The sequence below is a fragment of the Nocardioides sp. LHD-245 genome (genome assembly GCF_030929495.1).
Taxonomy (GTDB): domain Bacteria; phylum Actinomycetota; class Actinomycetes; order Propionibacteriales; family Nocardioidaceae; genus Nocardioides.
Genome location: NZ_JAVFWN010000002.1, coordinates 215713 through 230583, shown reverse-complemented (window position 1 = coordinate 230583; position 14871 = coordinate 215713). Strand labels below are relative to the sequence as shown.

The following is a 14871-nucleotide window of genomic DNA, read 5'->3' as shown; positions in this document are numbered from 1 at the left end:
AGATTCCCTACCGTGCGTAGACATCCACCTCGGTCGCCTTGACCACGAAGGTGACCTCGGCGCCCGGTGCCAGCCCGAGCTCGGCGACCGATGCCACGGTCACGTCGGCGGCGAGGTCGCCGGCGCGGACCCGGACCAGGTCGCCGAGCGGCTCGAGCTCGGTGACGACGACAGGCAGGGCGTTGCGTGGGCTCCCCCCGGGCGGCTCGCGGTGGACGGCCACGGCCGACGGGCGGAAGACCGCCACCCCGGCGGCACCCTCGCGCGGGGGCGGGGCGCCCGGCGTGCCGTGCAGGACGAGACCGTCCGGGCGTCGTACGCCGTCGGGGGTGGCGTCGCCCGCGACCAGGTTGAGGCCCGCGAACCGCGCCGCGAAGGCGCTGCGCGGGCGGGACAGCACCTCGCTGGTGGCGCCCTGCTCGACCACCCGGCCGCCGTCGAGTACGACGACGCGGTCGGCCAGGAGGAGGGCGTCGAGCACGTGGTGGGTGACGATCACGGTCGTCCGGTCCGCGAGCACCCGGCGGAACAGGGTGCGCAGGGCGGGTGCCACGGCCACGTCGAGCGCCGCCATCGGCTCGTCGAGGAGCAGCAGCCGCGGCTCGGCGGCCAGGGCGCGGGCGACCGCCACCCGCTGGGCCTGGCCACCCGAGAGCTGGGCGGGCCGGCGCCCGGCGAGCTCGGCGGCGTCGACCTCGGCCAGCCAGTGCTCGGCCGCCGCGCGGGCAGCTCGGCGCCCGGCGCCGGTGCTGCGCGGGCCGAAGGCGACGTTCTCCAGCACGGTGAGGTGCGGGAAGAGGAGCGGGTCCTGCGCCAGCAGCGCGGTACGCCGGGCGTGCGGCGCGACCCAGCGGACGGGGCCGGTGCGCCCGAAGCTCGTCAGCACCTCGTCGTCGAGCAGGACCCGCCCGGTGTCGGGCCGCAACAGTCCACCGAGCACGGCGAGCGTGGTCGACTTGCCGGCGCCGTTCGGGCCGAGCAGCGCGACGGTCTCACCGTCGGCGACCTCGAAGGCGACGTCGACGCCGCGCTCGGCGACGACCACCTCGACCAGGGCGCTCACAGGGAGCCCCGCGGGCGGACCAGGCCGATGACGAGCACGGCGACCACGACCAGGACGAGGGACATGGCGACCGCCGCGTCGGCGTCGGTGACCCGGAGGTTGTAGATCAGCAGGGGGAGGGTCCGGGTGGTGCCCTCGAGGCTCCCGGCGAAGGTGATGGTGGCGCCGAACTCGCCCAGCGACCTGGCGAACGCGAGCACGGCGCCCGAGGCCAGCCCGGGGAGGACGAGCGGCAGGGTGACCCGGCGCAGGACCGTCGTGGGCCGCGCGCCGAGGGAGGCCGCGACGACGTCGTACCGCTCGCCGGCGGTGCGCAGCGCCCCCTCCAGGCTGACGACCAGGAACGGCAGGGAGACGAACGTCTGGGCGAGGACGACAGCGATCGAGGAGAACGCGATCCGGATGCCGAGTGTGTCGAGGTGCTCGCCGAGCAGGCCCTGCCTGCCGAAGGCGGAGAGCAGCGCGATGCCGCCGACGACGGGCGGCAGCACGAGGGGGAGCAGCACGAGTGAGCGCAGGACGCCGAGCCAGCGCGCCTCGCTGCGGGCCAGCACCGTCGCCAGCGGGATCCCGAGCAGCAGGCACAGGACGGTGCTCGCCGAGGAGGTCTTCAGGCTCAGGAGCAGCGCGGACCGGGCGGCCTGCGAGGTGACCAGGCCGGGGAAGTCGCCCCAGTCGATCCGGGTGGTCATCGAGGCCACCGGGAGCACCACGAACACGGCGGCCAGCAACGCGGGGGCGAAGAGCCAGCGCGGCAGGCCGACGTGCCGGGAGCGGGTCATGCAGCGGTCACTCGGCTTCCGGTGCGCCGAAGCCGGCCGCGGCCAGGACGGCCTGACCCTCGCCGAGGACGAGGTCGATCCACGCCTGGGCGAGATCGGGGTGCGCCGACTCCTCGACGGCGACGATCGGGTAGTGGTTGACGATCTCGCCCGACTCGGGGAACTCGATGCCCTCGACCCTGTCACCCGCCCCGCTCACGTCGGTCACGTAGACCAGGCCGGCGTCGGCCTCGCCGTCCTCGACCTTCGTCAGTACGCCGGAGACGGACTCCTCCTCGCTGACGGGGGAGAACGTCAGGCCGGCGGCGTCGGCGACCTTGAGCGCCGCGCTGCCGCAGGGGACCTCGGGCTGGCAGAGCACTAGATCGACGTCCTTCCCCGCCAGGTCGGCGAGGGACGCGATCCCCGCCGGGTTGCCCGGCGGGACGGCGATCATCAAGGTGTTGGTCGCGAACTCCGACGGGTCACCGGCGGCCAGGCCACCGGCGACCAGCTTGTCCATGTTGGCGGTGTCGGCGGACGCGAACACGTCTGCCTCTGCGCCCTCGGCGATCTGCGCGACGAGGTCGGAGGAGCCGCCGAAGGACAGCTTCACGTCGACGCCGTCGTGAGCGTCCTCGAACTCCTTCTCGAGCTCCTCGAAGGTCTTCGTGAGCGACGCGGCCGCAAAGACGGTCAGCGTCTGCGCGCCGCCATCCCCGCTGTCGCCGTCGTCGCCGCAGGCGGTGAGCGGGAGGGCCAGCAGGACGGCGGCGCTGGTCACGCTCAGGAGCCGTCGCGGCCGGAGCCAGGTCTTCTTGGTCTTCTCCACGGGGGCGGGCCTCAGGACTTCCTCGGGACGGGTCGCTCGACGACGACCGTGGTGGACTTGACCGACGCGATCGCGCGTACGCCGGGCTGCAGGCCCAGCTCGTGCGCCGCCTCCGCGCTCATCAGGGAGACCACCCGGTAGGGGCCGCACACCATCTCGACCTGGGCCATCACCGTGTCGGCGAGGACCCGGGTGACGATCCCGGTCATCCGGTTCCGGGCGCTGACGGCGCCGGCGCGGGTCCGCTCGCGGTCGGCCTCGTCGACCAGGGAGGCCGCGAGCGCGGCGAGGTCGGGGCCGGGGACGACGGTGCGGCCGTCGACGGTGGTGCTGGCCACCCGCCCCGCCTCGATCCACCGGCGGACGGTGTCCGTCGAGACGCCGAGCAGCTCGGCGGCCTCTGCGACGCGGTACTCGGTCATGACGTCACTTTGGCGCATCTGCGACCGATTCATCAAGTATTCGACGCAGATGCGTGGAGTTGGGGGGTGTGCCGTACCCGCTCCCGGTCGGCTGGGAGAATGGTCGCGAGATGAGCACGCAGCAGGCACAGCCGTCGGGCAGCCCGGGTCGCTATCAGCGGTCGGTGGTGGGACTCGTGACCTCGCTCGTCGTCACCGTCGTGGCCATCGTGGGCATGCTCTACTTCATGGGCGCCTTCCGCTCCGACTTCGAGATCGAGCCCGAGGCGGTCGACTACGTCGAGACCGTCCAGTCCGCCCAGCAGGCCGGCCTGACCCCGATCTACCCGGCCACCCTCCCGAAGGGCTGGATCGCCACCGGCGTCGACGTCACGCCGGGCGACGACCCGGTGTTCATGGTCCGGATGCTGACCGACGACGGGAAGTTCGCCGCCGTGCGTCAGGAGGACGCCTCGGCCACCGCGCTGCTGTCCCAGTGGGTCGACGAGAACGTCGAGCCGGCCGACGACTACGCCGTCCCGTCCGACGTGCCTGCACCCGTGGCGCGGGAGTGGGAGGGCTACTCCGACTCCGGTGGCGACGCGGCGTACGTCGCGGAGGTCGGCGACGAGACCGTCCTGGTCTTCGGCTCCGCGCCCGCGAAGGACCTGCGAGCGCTGGTCGACGCGCTCGTCACCACGCCCGTCGGCTGAGAGCGGGACCGCTCCTCGACCGTGTGCCCGACCCGCCACCTTTTTGCAGAAGGTTGCTGACGCGCGCGGAGGCCAGTACCGTCGGGCGCTCGATGTGATCTCCGGCACGTCGTCGTCCTGGGGTCGTGGGGCGGTGCTGGCGTCAGGTCCGCCGTCAAGAAGCTGAAGTTCTGGTGATGTGGATGGCGGTCAGCGACGGCGATCCCCGGACCTTCGACCCCGAGCTGTTCCAGCGTCTCACGGCCTGGGAGCGGTCCTATGCCGTCCGCTGCTACACGATGCGGCTCAACCAGGTCGGCCGGGGTAAGCGCAACTACCCGGACGACGAGGCGCCGGCATCGGTCGCCCGCCAAGCGGCGATCTACGGTCTGGTCTTCCTCGGACTCGGACTGTTCGGGCTGCTGGTGAGCGTCATGATCTTCGTGGCGCTGGCCGGAGTGTGGTGGGAGCCGGCTGCCAGGTACGAGATCGACGTCGGGCCCGGGACTGTTGACGCGGCGGTGGTGGTGGGTGTCCTGTGGGCGCTGCGCGCCCGCCAGGTCAGTGGCTACTACGTGGCGCGCTATCCGGACTCGCTGGACCGATGGTTCTTCAGACCTGGGTTCGCCCCGGCATCGTCAGCTGCGGCCCCGCGGGAGATCCGCCCCCTCCCCGAAGGCGCGCCGCCGCCGGCGGAGGCAGCGCGGAGGGGCGCCCCCACCGCCGTCGTACCCGAGGTGATGGCCGCGCTCACCCGGCTGGAGAGGAGCCGGGTCGCCGGCCGTTTCGCCTGGCGGCAGAGACGCGTCGGCACCGGCGACGTGCGCTATCCCGACGACGAGCCCGCCGAGAGCGTGGCGCGCGACGCGGTCCGGCGGGGCGTCGGCAGCGCGGGGTGGCTGCTGGTGCTGCCGGTGCTCGTCGCGATGGGCTACGTCAATGTGGCCCTGCTCGTCGACGGATCGGCGGTGGGCGCGGTGGGCTCCGTGATCTGCGCCGTGGTGCTCGTGGTTGCCGCCGTGCTGGTTGCTCGACGTCGGCGGCGCATCATGCGGCTCTTCGACCACGAGGTGGCGCGCGGCTGAGGTTCGGCGCGGCCCGGACGCCTCACCCCAGGAGCGGCAGGTCCAGGTCGAAGGTGAGGACCAGTGCTCGGGCGAGCTCGGGCTCCTGGTCGTCGCGCAGGAACCCGACGGTGCGGCCGAGGAGATCGCTGGGGATGGTGACGATGTTGTCCAAGGAGATGACGCACTCCTGGTCCAGGCCGTTGGCCGGACCGACGGGGACCTCGCTGGACAGGCCCTTGGCGGTCGAGGTGATCGGTGCCACGCTCACTTTGGTCATGGCAGCCCGCGCGGCTTCGCGCGTCAGCACCACCACGGGACGCGTCTTGTCGAGACGGGCGAGGCAGATCTCCCGCAAGCCGGATCAGTCCTCGAGTGTCACGGCGCGGGCACTCCAGGCGACCAGGTCGTCGAGCTCGTCGCTGGCGCCTCGTGCGCGGAGGATCTGCGCGTCCTGCTCTGCGGCGTGACGACGTATCTCGCGTTCGATCGCCGCGCTCACGATCGCGGCTCGGCTGGTGGCCCGGCCCTCGGCCACCCGGCGATCGAGGAAGGCCACCATGTCGTCCGGTAGCCGGATGGCGATCTGGGTGCTCACGGCACCAGCATACCAATATGAATCCCAATGCGGAATGGCATGGGAAGCTCAGTCCTCGTCGTCGCCCTCGTCCAGCACGGATTCGAGCCGGGCCCGGGCGCCGTCGAGCCAGCCCTGGCAGGTGGTGGCCAGCGCCTCACCGCGCTCCCAGAGCGCGAGCGACTCCTCCAGGGACGTGCCGCCGGCCTCGAGCTGACGGACCACCTCGACCAGCTCGGCACGGGCGTCCTCGTAGGACAGCTCGGGGGACTCCGTCGTCTCGTCAGTCATGGGTCTCCTCGGTCGATGCGACGATCGGCTCGGTCGTGGTGGCGGTGACGTGGATGCGGCCGTCGGCGACGCGCACGGAGAGCGGGGCCTCGGCGGCGACGGCGTGGACGGAGGTGACGACGTGGCCGTTGGCGTCCTGGAGTACGGCGTACCCGCGGCGCAGGGTGGCGAGCGGGGAGAGCGCGCGGACCCGGGCGCGGCGGTGGTCGAGGTCGTCGGCGGCGCGGTCGAGCTGGCCTTCGAGCTGGCGGCGGATGCGGGAGCGCCAGCCGTCGAGCTCGTCGAGGCGGGCGTCGATCATGGTGCCCGGGTGGGCGAGGGCGGGCCGCGAGCGGAGGGCGTCGAGCTGGGCCTGCTCGCGGTCGAGGCGGTGCCGGACCGCGCGGCGCAGCGCGTCGCGGGCGCGGTCGACCATCATCCGCTCCTGCGTCATGTCGGGCACGATCAGCTTGGCCGCGTCGGTCGGCGTGGAGGCGCGGACGTCGGCGACCAGGTCGAGCAGCGGGGAGTCGGGCTCGTGGCCGATCGCGGAGACGACGGGGGTGCGGGCGGCGGCGACGACGCGGATCAGGCCCTCGTCGGAGAACGGCAGCAGGTCCTCGACCGAGCCGCCGCCGCGCGCCACGACGATGACGTCGACCTCGGGATCCGCGTCGAGCCGGCGGACCGCCTCGATCACCTCGGCCGCCGAGCGCTGTCCCTGCATCGACGCGTAGGCGGTGGTGAAGCTGACCGCCGGCCAGCGGCGGGTGGCGTTCTCGACGACGTCGCGCTCGGCGGCCGACGTGGGAGCGGTCACCAGCCCGATCCGGCGCGGTACGGCGGGCAGCCGGCGCTTGCGCTCCTGGGCGAACAGCCCCTCGGCGGCCAGCAGCTGGCGGCGGCGCTCGAGGCGGGCGAGCAGCTCGCCGAGGCCCACCATCCGGATCTCGCGGGCGTTGAGGGACAGGCTGCCGCGGTTGGCGTAGTAGGACGGCCGGGCATGGATGACCACGCTCGCGCCCTCGGTCACGGGGGTCGGCAGGCCGTCGAAGAGGACGCGGGAGCAGGTGACCGGCACGGAGATGTCGGCCACCGAGTCGCGCAGCGTCAAGAACACCGTCGCCAGGCCGGGGCGCCGGCTGATCTGGGTCACCTGGCCCTCGACCCACACCGCGCCGAGCCGGTCGATCCAGCCGGCGAGCGCGTTCGCGATCGCCCGGACCGGAGCCGGCTTCTCCAGCGACGTCTCGAGGGCCACGGCCGCGAGCCTATGGCAGGGTGTCGACATGACGGCGACGGCGCTGGTGATCGGTGAGGCCGTACTCGACGTGGTCCGCGCGGACGGAGCCCCGCCGGACGAGCGTCCCGGCGGCTCGGCGGTCAACGTCGCGGTCGCCCTGGCCCGGCTCGGGAGGCCGGTCCGCCTGGCCACCGCGTACGCCGACGACCCGGCCGGTGCGGTGATCGCCGGCCAGCTGCGGGCGGCCGGCGTGGACCTCGCCGGTGACCCGCACGTACTGGCCGCCACGCCGCGGGCGGACGCGGTGATCGACGCGACCGGCGCGGCGTCGTACTCCTTCGACATCGGGTGGCGGCTGCCCGCCCTGCCGGACCGGCCCGGCGGGCCGGCGCACGTCGTGCACCTCACCTCGCTGGCCCCGCTGCTGGCGCCGGGCGCCGACGACGTGCTGGCGATGGCCGAGCGGATCGCGCCCACCACCTGCATCAGCTACGACGTCAACCTGCGCCCCGCCATCACCGGCGCCCGACGCGAGGTGGTCGAGCGGGTGCTGCGCACGTCCGCGTCGGCGACGCTCGTGAAGGCCTCCGACGAGGACCTGGTCGCACTGTGGCCGGACCGCTCGGCCGGGGAGTCGGCCTCCGCGCTGCTCGCCCTGGGGCCGGTGGCGGTCGTCGTCACCCACGGCGCCGAGGGCGCCTCGTGGCACGCCTGCTCCGGCGCGGACTGGTCGACGGGCGGCGTGCACGCCGAGCCGGTCGAGGTGGTCGACACGATCGGCGCGGGCGACACCTTCTCCGCCGCCCTCCTCGATCACCTGTGGCCGTTGCTCGGTCCCGGCGCCCGCGCCCGGCTCGCCGCCCTCGGGCCCAAGGACTGGAGCGCCGCGCTCAGGTACGCCGGGCGGGCCGCCGCCGTCACCGTCGGCCGGGTCGGCGCGGACCCGCCAACCCGCGCCGAGCTCACCGCCGCCACGCAATAGGCTGGCCCGGTGCGCCTGCGGATCGACCTCGCCTACGACGGCGGCGACTTCCGGGGCTGGGCGAGCCAGCCGGGCCTGCGCACGGTCCAGGCGGAGCTGACCGCCGCGCTCACCACCGTATTGCGGCTGCCGGAGGGCTCCCTGCGGGTCACCTGCGCGGGCCGGACCGACTCAGGCGTGCACGCGCGCGGCCAGGTCGTGCACGTCGACGTGCCCGAGGACCCGGAGGCGGGCTCCGAGACGGCCGCGCGTCAGCTCACCCAGCTCGACGTCCTGGCCCGCCGGGTCAACGGCGTGCTTGACAAGACGGTGCGCGTGCACCGCATCGCCGCGGCGCCCGCGGGGTTCGACGCCCGGTTCGCGGCGCTGTGGCGGCGCTACGCCTACCGGATCGTCGACGACCCGGCCCGTGCCGACCCCCTCACCCGCAACCACGTTCTCTTCTGGCCCCGCGCGCTCGATGTCGCAGCGATGGACGAGGCGGCCCGCTCGCTGGTCGGCCTCCACGACTTCGCCGCCTTCTGCAAGCACCGGGAGGGTGCGACCACGATCCGCACCCTGCTGGAGTTCGGCTGGACCCGGACCGACGACGACCTGATCGTCGGGCACGTGAAGGCCGACGCGTTCTGCCACTCGATGGTGCGGGCGCTCGTGGGCTGCATGATCGCGATCGGCGAAGGCCGTCAGGACCCGGCGTGGGCCGTCGAGATCCTCACCGGCCGGCGGCGCGACCAGGGCGTGATCGTCGTCCCGGCCCACGGCCTGACGCTCGAGGAGGTCGCCTACCCCGACGCCGCCGGGCTCGCCGCCCGCGCGGAGCAGACCGCCGCCCGCCGTACCCTCGTCGAGGACGGGGCCGAGGGATGAGTGGTCCGAGCGACGACGAGCACTACTTCTCCGCGGACCCGTCCGTGCCCTTCCAGCGGGCGCGGGTCCACGCCCGGGTGTGGGGCCTGGACCTCGACCTGGTCAGCGGATCGGGCGTCTTCGCGCGCGGTCGTCTCGACATCGGCACGTCCGTGCTCTTCCGCGAGACTGAACCCCCAACGGGCGGCCAGATCCTCGACCTCGGCTGCGGGTACGGCGTGATCGGGCTGGCCTGCGCGCTCGCCGCTCCGACGGCCACGGTCACCGCCGTCGACGTCAACCAGCGCGCCGTCCTGCTGGCCAACGAGAACGCCGCCTCGCTCGGCGTGAGCGACCGCTTCGCGGCCCGCGTCCCGGAGTCCGTCGACCCCGCCGCGACGTACGACGAGATCTGGTCCAACCCGCCGATCCGGATCGGCAAGGCGGCACTGCACGAGCTGTTGCTGACCTGGCTGCCGCGGCTCGCGCCCGGCGGCCGCGCGGTCATGGTCGTCGGCAAGAACCTCGGCGCCGACTCGCTGCAGCGCTGGCTCGGCGAGCAGGGCTTCCCGACCGAGCGGATCGCCAGCGCGAAGGGGTTCCGGGTCCTCGAGACCCGCCGCTCCTGACCCGCCGATCCTGACTCACCGGCTCCTAGAGTGGGCGACATGCCGACCGAGTTCACCGTGCGCGGGTCCCACTCCGCCTTCCAGCCGCCCGAGCGCGGCACCGCGCAGGTCACCCTGGCCTTCCAGGGACCGGCGCTGCAGCCCGTCTACGACCGGGTCGCCGGCGACCTCGAGGCCGTGAAGACATCGGTCCAGGAGCTCCACGACCCCACGAGCGGGCCGGTCACCTGGTGGGCCACCCAGCACGTGCGGACCTGGGCCGAGCGCCCGTGGAACCAGGACGGCAAGCAGCTGCCGCTCGTGCACCACGCCAGCGTCGGGGTGCAGGTGAAGTTCCGCGACTTCGCGCGGCTCACGACCTGGGTGGGCCGGCTCGTCACCGCGGCGGAGGGGTTCCGGCTCGACGGCGTCGTCTGGGCGCTCACCGAGGCCCATCGGATCGAGCTCGAGCGCACCGTCCGTACCCGCGCGGTGCAGGACGCCGCCCGCCGTGCCCAGGAGTACGCCGACGCGCTCGGTCTCGGCCCGGTCCGGCCGGTCGCCGTGGCCGATGCCGGCATGCTGAGCCAGGGCATCTCGCCGATGGGCGGAGGCGGTGGTGCCTTCATGCGGATGGCGGCCAAGGACGCCGCGGGCGGCGCCGAGCTGGAGCTGTCGCCCGAGGACATCGAGGTCTCCGCGGAGGTCGATGCCCGCTTCGTCGTCGACTGAGCCGGGCACCGCCCCGCGGAGCGGGTCAGGACGTGACCTTGGCCTGGGCGAGGACCTCGGCGGCCGGTCCGGTCGCGGGCACCCGGCCCCACAGCATGAGCAGCAGGTCGATCGCGGGCGCGGCCAGCTCGACCGGCTCGCCCGCGGCGTCGGGCTCGAGCACGAGTGAGCGGTCGAGGTCGGTGGCGCTGAGGCGGACCGGTGCCGGCAGCGGCGCGCTGCGGCCCAGCCGCACCTGACGCGGGTAGAAGAGCGTCGCCACCTCGTCGACGCCGTTCCAGCCGAGCTCGGGGGTCGGCTGCCAATCCCCGGTGCGGCCCTGGGAGCCGAGGGCGTCGTACAGGTGCACGGTGACCTCGTGGACCTGGCGGCGTCGCCAGAATCCCGCCCTCGTCTCCGGGCCGAACGCCCAGGCCGGGGCGTCGGGGGAGGTGCGCCGCAGGACATCGACGAGGTGGGCGGCCGCGGCGCGGTAGCCGGCCAGGAGCGCCTCCCGCTCCGGCCCCGGCGCCGGGGTGTCGCCGTCCGGATTGCCGTCGGTGACCGCGTGCGCCGCCCACGCGTGCACCCACCGGGTGTGCTCGCCGAGGTCGGCGAGGGTCCAGCCCGGACAGCTCGGGACGGGCGCGGTGAGGTCGCCGGTCGCCAGGACCTCCGCGAACCGGCCGGTGGTGTCCTCCAGCAGGTCGATCCACTCCATCCGGCGATTCTCGCAGGCGCCACGGTCGGCGAGGCGCTGGACATATGGATACGGCGTATGCATACTCCGTACTCATGTCCATCAAACACGGTCTCCTGGCGCTGCTGGCGCCGGGCCCGAAGTACGGCTACCAGCTCAAGGCCGAGTTCGAGACCGCGACCGGGTCGGCCTGGCCGCTGAACATCGGGCAGGTGTACTCGACTCTCCAGCGGCTGGAGAAGGGCGGCCAGATCGAGGCGGACGGGGTGCCGGACGACGACGGTCGGGTGGTCTACGCCCTCACGCCGTCCGGCCGCGCCGAGCTGGCCGACTGGTTCGGCTCGCCCATCGCGCAGGAGTCGCGCCCGCGCGACGAGCTCGCCATCAAGCTGGCGATGGCCGTGAGTACGCCGGGGGTCGAGGCGCGTGAGGTGGTGCAGGCCCAGCGCAGCCAGGCGATGAGCTCCCTGCAGTCGCTGACCCGGCTCAAGGGCACCGTCCCCGAGGAGGACCTCGCCCGGGTGATGGTCATCGACTCGCTGATCTTCGCCGTCGAGGCCGAGGTGAGCTGGCTCGACCGGTGCGAGGCCCGGCTCCGGAAGGCACGAACCACCCAGACCCCCGAGAAGGAGGCCGTCCAGTGACCGCCAACCCCGTCCTGGAGCTTCGCAACGCCGGCAAGGTGTACGGCGCCGGCGCGACCCTCGTGACCGCTCTGCACGGCGCGTCCCTGAGCATCGCACCCGGCGAGCTGGTCGCGGTCCGCGGTGCGTCCGGCTCCGGCAAGAGCACGCTCCTGCACCTCGCCGGTGGCCTCGACGCGCCCAGCACGGGTGACGTGCTCGTCGAGGGGCGGTCGCTGTCCGGGCTGTCCCGCAAGGAGCTGGCGCGGCTGCGCCGCCGCTCGGTCGGCTACGTCTTCCAGGACCTCAACCTGGTGCCGTCCCTGACCGCGGCCGAGAACATCGCCCTGCCGCGCGAGCTCGACGGCGCCCGCGCCGCCGAGGCGCGGACCGAGGCGCTCGCCGCCCTGGAGGAGATCGGCCTGCGCGAGGTCGCGGACCGCTTCCCCGACGAGATGTCGGGCGGCCAGCAGCAGCGGGTGGCGATAGCCCGGGCCCTGGTCGGACCGCGCCGCCTGGTGCTCGCCGACGAGCCCACCGGCGCCCTCGACAGCGAGACCGGTGAGGGGGTGCTGCGCATGCTGCGCGCCCGCTGCAACGCCGGCGCGGCCTGCCTGCTCGTGACCCACGAGCCGCGGCACTCCGCGTGGGCCGACCGCGTGGTCTTCATCAGCGACGGCGCGATCGTCGACGAGACCACCGCGAGCGCGCCCGTCGCCGTCGACCTGGGGGCGCTGACATGAGCGTGTGGCGCCCCGCGCAGCGGATGGCCCGCCGCTCGATCCGTCGCAACCTGGCCCGGTCGGCCCTGATCGCCCTGTTGATCGGGCTACCGGTGGCGGTGGCGACCTTCGGCGACGTGCTCTACCGCTCCAGCGACTCCCCGGCCCGCGACGCGTATCTGGCGCTCGGCAACGCCGACGCCAAGCTCGTGGTGACCGACCAGGTCACGTTCGAGGGCTTCCGGCTGTCGACCGAGTGGGAGGGCTACTACTTCGAGGACGGCGTCGAGAAGCGGGACCCGGCGAGCGTCGACGTCACCGCGCTGCTGCCCCACGGCACCCGGCTCGAGTCGCAGGACGAGGACGGGTCGGGGTCGGGACTGCTGGTGGAGGTGGGGGACGGCTCGGAGATCGTGGACCTGCCGCTCCAGTTCGCCACCATGCCGTCGCGGCTGCAGCCGAACCGGCTCCAGCTGCGCGAGGGCAGGTACCCGAAGGCGGGCGAGGTGGTCCTCACCGAGTCGGCGGCCGCCGCGATGAAGGTCGGGGCGGGCGACACCGTCACCGACGACATCAGCGGCGTCCGGCTGCCGGTCAGCGGGGTCGTCCGCGACGAGCAGTGCCGCGCCTGCGACTCCGTGTACGCCCAGCCCGGCCAGATGCTCATCCCGGCCCGCGGGGCCGACGGCTCCGGCTGGGCGCCGAGCCGGCCGACGTACCTCGTCGACCTCCCGGCCGGCGTCAACGGCGACGCCCTGGCCATGTCCCTGGCCGAGCAGGGCGTGCTGCTGTACCCGCGCGACACCTACCTGCACCCCGACCGCTACCGCATCTGGGACCAGCCGGCGCTGACCGCCGACGAGCTGCGGGGTGCCGCGCTCACGACCCTGATCGTCGGCCTCGGCCTGCTCGAGGTGATCCTGCTCGCCGGCGCCGCCTTCGCGGTGGGCGCCCGCAAGCAGGGGCGCGACATGGGGCTGATCAATGCGGGGGGCGCCTCGCCGCGCCAGCTGCGCGCGGTGCTGCTGGTGCAGGGGGCCACCCTCGGCGTCATCGGTACGACGGGCGGTGTCGCGGTCGGATTCCTGGTCGCCTGGCTGGGCTGGCCGCTGTGGGAGTGGCTCAACGGCTCGGTGCTGCCGGTCTTCCGGTTCGGTCCCGAGGTGCTGATCGCCGTGGTCGTCGGCATCCTCTCGGGTGTGCTGGCGGCGGCGGTCCCGGCCATCGGCGCGGCGCGTCAGCAGCCGCTCGACGCGCTGTCCGGCCGGTTCCGCGTCACCGGCGCGCGCTCGCGGCGAGCCGGGCTCCTCGGCGCCGCGGGCATCCTGGCCGGTGCCGTCCTGGCGCTGCTCGGCAGCGCGCAGATGGCCGACGACTTCGAGCGGTACGCCGAGGCGCTCGCCGTGGCCAAGCAGACCGGCAACTACCTGTCGGCGCCGAGCCCGACCGTGCCCATCGCGCTGGTGCTGCTGGGTGCCGTCCTCGCCATCGCCGGCCTGGTCCTGGCCATGCCGGTCGTCCTCGGCCGGCTGGGCCGGCTCGGCGCCCGGCTGCCGCTCGCCGGCCGGATCGCGCTGCGGGACGCCGACCGGCACCGGCACCGCACGGGACCGGCGGCGAGCGCGATCATGCTGGCCGTGGCCGGATCGGTCGTCGCGGCCTTCGCGATCGCCGGCAGCGAGCGGGGCGACGAGGCAGCCTGGATCCCGCAGCTGCCGCCGGGCGTGATGCAGGTCTACCCGGCCCATGCCCCCGGCGCGGACGGATCGACGGCCGTGGACGAGGCGGCGCAGCGCGCTGCCGAGGCCCTGCCGGACGGAAGAGTGCTGGCCGCCACCGAGCTCGGCTATCCGACGTCCGTCTCGCGCCAGGACCAGGGCGCCGCCGACGTCGAGCAGCTGTGGTTCGACGCCGGCATCAGCTGCCCGGCCGACTGCGTCAGCTATGGCGTGAGCGGGTCGGCGGCGATCGCGGATCCGGCGCTGGCCCGGGTGATCCTGGGCCGAGACCTGAGCGCCGAGGAGACGGCCGCGCTCGCCGACGGTGAGGCGCTGGCGCTGATGCCGGGTCTGGTCGGCGGTGACGGCAAGGTCACCGCCGACCTCGAGGGTCGGGCGGAGGCCGATGCCGACGGAGTCCTTCGGGAGGAGGACATCCCCACGCTGTCACTGCCGGCCCGGGCGGTCGAACCGGAGACCACCTACGCCTCGATGCCGGCTGTGCTGATGAGTGCCGAGACCGCCGAGCGCAACGGACTGGTGGTGTCGCCGACCAACCGGTTCGTCACCTTCGACCCCGACGCGACGCGGGCCCAGGTCCGCGCCGGCCTGCGGGCCGCGGGTGAGGGGCACCGGGCCGGGGGCTCGGTCGACCACCCGTACCACTCCGACGGCGGGCTCGCGCTGCTCGTGGTCGGCGCACTGGCCGGGCTGGTCACCCTGATCGGCGTCGCGATAGCCATCGCGCTCTCCGCCGCCGAGGGGCGTCGCGAGCTGGCGACGCTGTCCGCGGTGGGTGCCGATCCCGCCGTACGCCGGCGGCTCGCCGGCGCGCAGGCCCTGGTCATCGCGGGGGTCGGCGCGCTGGTGGGGGTGGTCTTGGGGACCTTCGTGTCCTACGCCCTGCGGGCCACCTTCGGGGCGCCGTCGTTCACGGTGCCGTGGGTCAACCTCGTGGGCGTGGGGCTCGGGGTCCCGGTGCTCGCGGCGCTGATCACGGCGGCGTGCACGCGCTCGCGGGTGCCGATGCTGGAGCGGCGCGCGTAATCGGCTCGCGG

The 14871-nt window shown here is 74.0% G+C and carries 18 protein-coding genes; 9 read left to right on the top strand and 9 right to left on the bottom strand.

The window, feature by feature from the left end; translation table 11 throughout:
- Positions 1-7: 7 nt before the first annotated feature.
- Genes RB608_RS03730 through RB608_RS03715 form a run of 4 tightly spaced genes read right to left on the bottom strand, consistent with a single transcriptional unit; the run spans position 8 to position 3078 of the window.
- Positions 8-1063, bottom strand: coding sequence for an ABC transporter ATP-binding protein (locus RB608_RS03730; RefSeq protein ID WP_308086459.1), 1056 nt, complete (start codon positions 1061-1063; stop codon positions 8-10).
- On the bottom strand, positions 1060-1845 hold the full coding sequence (locus RB608_RS03725; protein WP_308086458.1) for an ABC transporter permease: 786 nt from the start codon (positions 1843-1845) through the stop codon (positions 1060-1062). Before RB608_RS03725 ends, RB608_RS03730 begins: the two co-directional genes overlap by 4 nt.
- Positions 1846-1852: 7 nt before the next feature.
- Entirely contained in the window at positions 1853-2656 is an 804-nt protein-coding gene (gene modA, locus RB608_RS03720) for a molybdate ABC transporter substrate-binding protein (RefSeq protein WP_308086457.1), read from the bottom strand.
- An 11-nt stretch (positions 2657-2667) separates the two neighbouring features.
- Complete coding sequence (locus RB608_RS03715) at positions 2668-3078, bottom strand: TOBE domain-containing protein (protein WP_308086456.1); 411 nt, start codon at positions 3076-3078, stop codon at positions 2668-2670.
- A gap of 110 nt (positions 3079-3188) precedes the next feature.
- Here RB608_RS03715 and RB608_RS03710 point away from each other — a divergent pair, with 110 nt between their 5' ends.
- Complete coding sequence (locus RB608_RS03710) at positions 3189-3770, top strand: DUF4245 family protein (RefSeq protein WP_308086455.1); 582 nt, start codon at positions 3189-3191, stop codon at positions 3768-3770.
- 182 nt (positions 3771-3952) lie between these two features.
- Positions 3953-4834, top strand: a complete 882-nt coding sequence (locus tag RB608_RS03705; RefSeq protein ID WP_308086454.1) for a hypothetical protein — start codon at positions 3953-3955, stop codon at positions 4832-4834.
- A 22-nt stretch (positions 4835-4856) separates the two neighbouring features.
- On the opposite strand, the gene RB608_RS03700 is transcribed toward RB608_RS03705, so the two are convergent.
- The 4 genes from RB608_RS03700 to xseA are packed head-to-tail and all read right to left on the bottom strand — an operon-like array spanning position 4857 to position 6921.
- On the bottom strand, positions 4857-5171 hold the full coding sequence (locus RB608_RS03700; RefSeq protein WP_282400872.1) for a type II toxin-antitoxin system PemK/MazF family toxin: 315 nt from the start codon (positions 5169-5171) through the stop codon (positions 4857-4859).
- 6 nt (positions 5172-5177) lie between these two features.
- Entirely contained in the window at positions 5178-5411 is a 234-nt protein-coding gene (locus RB608_RS03695) for a ribbon-helix-helix domain-containing protein (RefSeq protein ID WP_308086453.1), read from the bottom strand.
- A gap of 48 nt (positions 5412-5459) precedes the next feature.
- Entirely contained in the window at positions 5460-5681 is a 222-nt protein-coding gene (locus tag RB608_RS03690) for an exodeoxyribonuclease VII small subunit (RefSeq protein WP_308086452.1), read from the bottom strand.
- On the bottom strand, positions 5674-6921 hold the full coding sequence (gene xseA / locus RB608_RS03685) for an exodeoxyribonuclease VII large subunit (RefSeq protein WP_308086451.1): 1248 nt from the start codon (positions 6919-6921) through the stop codon (positions 5674-5676). Before xseA ends, RB608_RS03690 begins: the two co-directional genes overlap by 8 nt.
- Positions 6922-6949: 28 nt before the next feature.
- On the opposite strand from xseA, the gene RB608_RS03680 reads away from it, so the two are divergent.
- From RB608_RS03680 to RB608_RS03665, 4 genes are read left to right on the top strand one after another with little or no spacing between them, the layout of a single operon-like run.
- Positions 6950-7885, top strand: coding sequence for a PfkB family carbohydrate kinase (locus RB608_RS03680; RefSeq protein WP_308086450.1), 936 nt, complete (start codon positions 6950-6952; stop codon positions 7883-7885).
- A 9-nt stretch (positions 7886-7894) separates the two neighbouring features.
- Positions 7895-8752, top strand: coding sequence for a tRNA pseudouridine(38-40) synthase TruA (truA, locus tag RB608_RS03675; RefSeq protein WP_308086449.1), 858 nt, complete (start codon positions 7895-7897; stop codon positions 8750-8752).
- Positions 8749-9360, top strand: a complete 612-nt coding sequence (locus RB608_RS03670; protein ID WP_308086448.1) for a methyltransferase — start codon at positions 8749-8751, stop codon at positions 9358-9360. The genes truA and RB608_RS03670 overlap by 4 nt, the downstream gene beginning before the upstream one ends.
- A gap of 39 nt (positions 9361-9399) precedes the next feature.
- The gene (locus tag RB608_RS03665) at positions 9400-10071 is read left to right on the top strand and encodes an SIMPL domain-containing protein (protein ID WP_308086447.1); all 672 of its coding nucleotides are present in this window, start codon (positions 9400-9402) and stop codon (positions 10069-10071) included.
- 25 nt (positions 10072-10096) lie between these two features.
- Here the strand turns inward: RB608_RS03665 and RB608_RS03660 are convergent, their stop codons facing one another.
- Positions 10097-10771, bottom strand: a complete 675-nt coding sequence (locus RB608_RS03660; RefSeq protein ID WP_308086446.1) for a maleylpyruvate isomerase family mycothiol-dependent enzyme — start codon at positions 10769-10771, stop codon at positions 10097-10099.
- Between the two features lie 74 nt (positions 10772-10845).
- Here RB608_RS03660 and RB608_RS03655 point away from each other — a divergent pair, with 74 nt between their 5' ends.
- The 3 genes from RB608_RS03655 to RB608_RS03645 are packed head-to-tail and all read left to right on the top strand — an operon-like array spanning position 10846 to position 14860.
- Entirely contained in the window at positions 10846-11394 is a 549-nt protein-coding gene (locus tag RB608_RS03655; protein ID WP_308086445.1) for a PadR family transcriptional regulator, read from the top strand.
- Complete coding sequence (locus RB608_RS03650; protein WP_308086444.1) at positions 11391-12116, top strand: ABC transporter ATP-binding protein; 726 nt, start codon at positions 11391-11393, stop codon at positions 12114-12116. The genes RB608_RS03655 and RB608_RS03650 overlap by 4 nt, the downstream gene beginning before the upstream one ends.
- On the top strand, positions 12113-14860 hold the full coding sequence (locus tag RB608_RS03645; protein WP_308086443.1) for an FtsX-like permease family protein: 2748 nt from the start codon (positions 12113-12115) through the stop codon (positions 14858-14860). The genes RB608_RS03650 and RB608_RS03645 overlap by 4 nt, the downstream gene beginning before the upstream one ends.
- Positions 14861-14871: the final 11 nt, after the last annotated feature.

Coding starts and splice junctions, on each gene's coding strand:
- RB608_RS03670 (WP_308086448.1), top strand. CDS start 8,749: ATGAGTGGTCCGAGCGACGACGAGCACTACTTCTCCGCGGACCCGTCC.
- RB608_RS03655 (WP_308086445.1), top strand. CDS start 10,846: ATGTCCATCAAACACGGTCTCCTGGCGCTGCTGGCGCCGGGCCCGAAG.
- RB608_RS03725 (WP_308086458.1), bottom strand. CDS start 1,845: ATGACCCGCTCCCGGCACGTCGGCCTGCCGCGCTGGCTCTTCGCCCCC.
- RB608_RS03690 (WP_308086452.1), bottom strand. CDS start 5,681: ATGACTGACGAGACGACGGAGTCCCCCGAGCTGTCCTACGAGGACGCC.
- RB608_RS03705 (WP_308086454.1), top strand. CDS start 3,953: ATGGCGGTCAGCGACGGCGATCCCCGGACCTTCGACCCCGAGCTGTTC.
- RB608_RS03660 (WP_308086446.1), bottom strand. CDS start 10,771: ATGGAGTGGATCGACCTGCTGGAGGACACCACCGGCCGGTTCGCGGAG.
- RB608_RS03645 (WP_308086443.1), top strand. CDS start 12,113: ATGAGCGTGTGGCGCCCCGCGCAGCGGATGGCCCGCCGCTCGATCCGT.
- RB608_RS03710 (WP_308086455.1), top strand. CDS start 3,189: ATGAGCACGCAGCAGGCACAGCCGTCGGGCAGCCCGGGTCGCTATCAG.
- RB608_RS03680 (WP_308086450.1), top strand. CDS start 6,950: ATGACGGCGACGGCGCTGGTGATCGGTGAGGCCGTACTCGACGTGGTC.
- RB608_RS03665 (WP_308086447.1), top strand. CDS start 9,400: ATGCCGACCGAGTTCACCGTGCGCGGGTCCCACTCCGCCTTCCAGCCG.
- RB608_RS03715 (WP_308086456.1), bottom strand. CDS start 3,078: ATGACCGAGTACCGCGTCGCAGAGGCCGCCGAGCTGCTCGGCGTCTCG.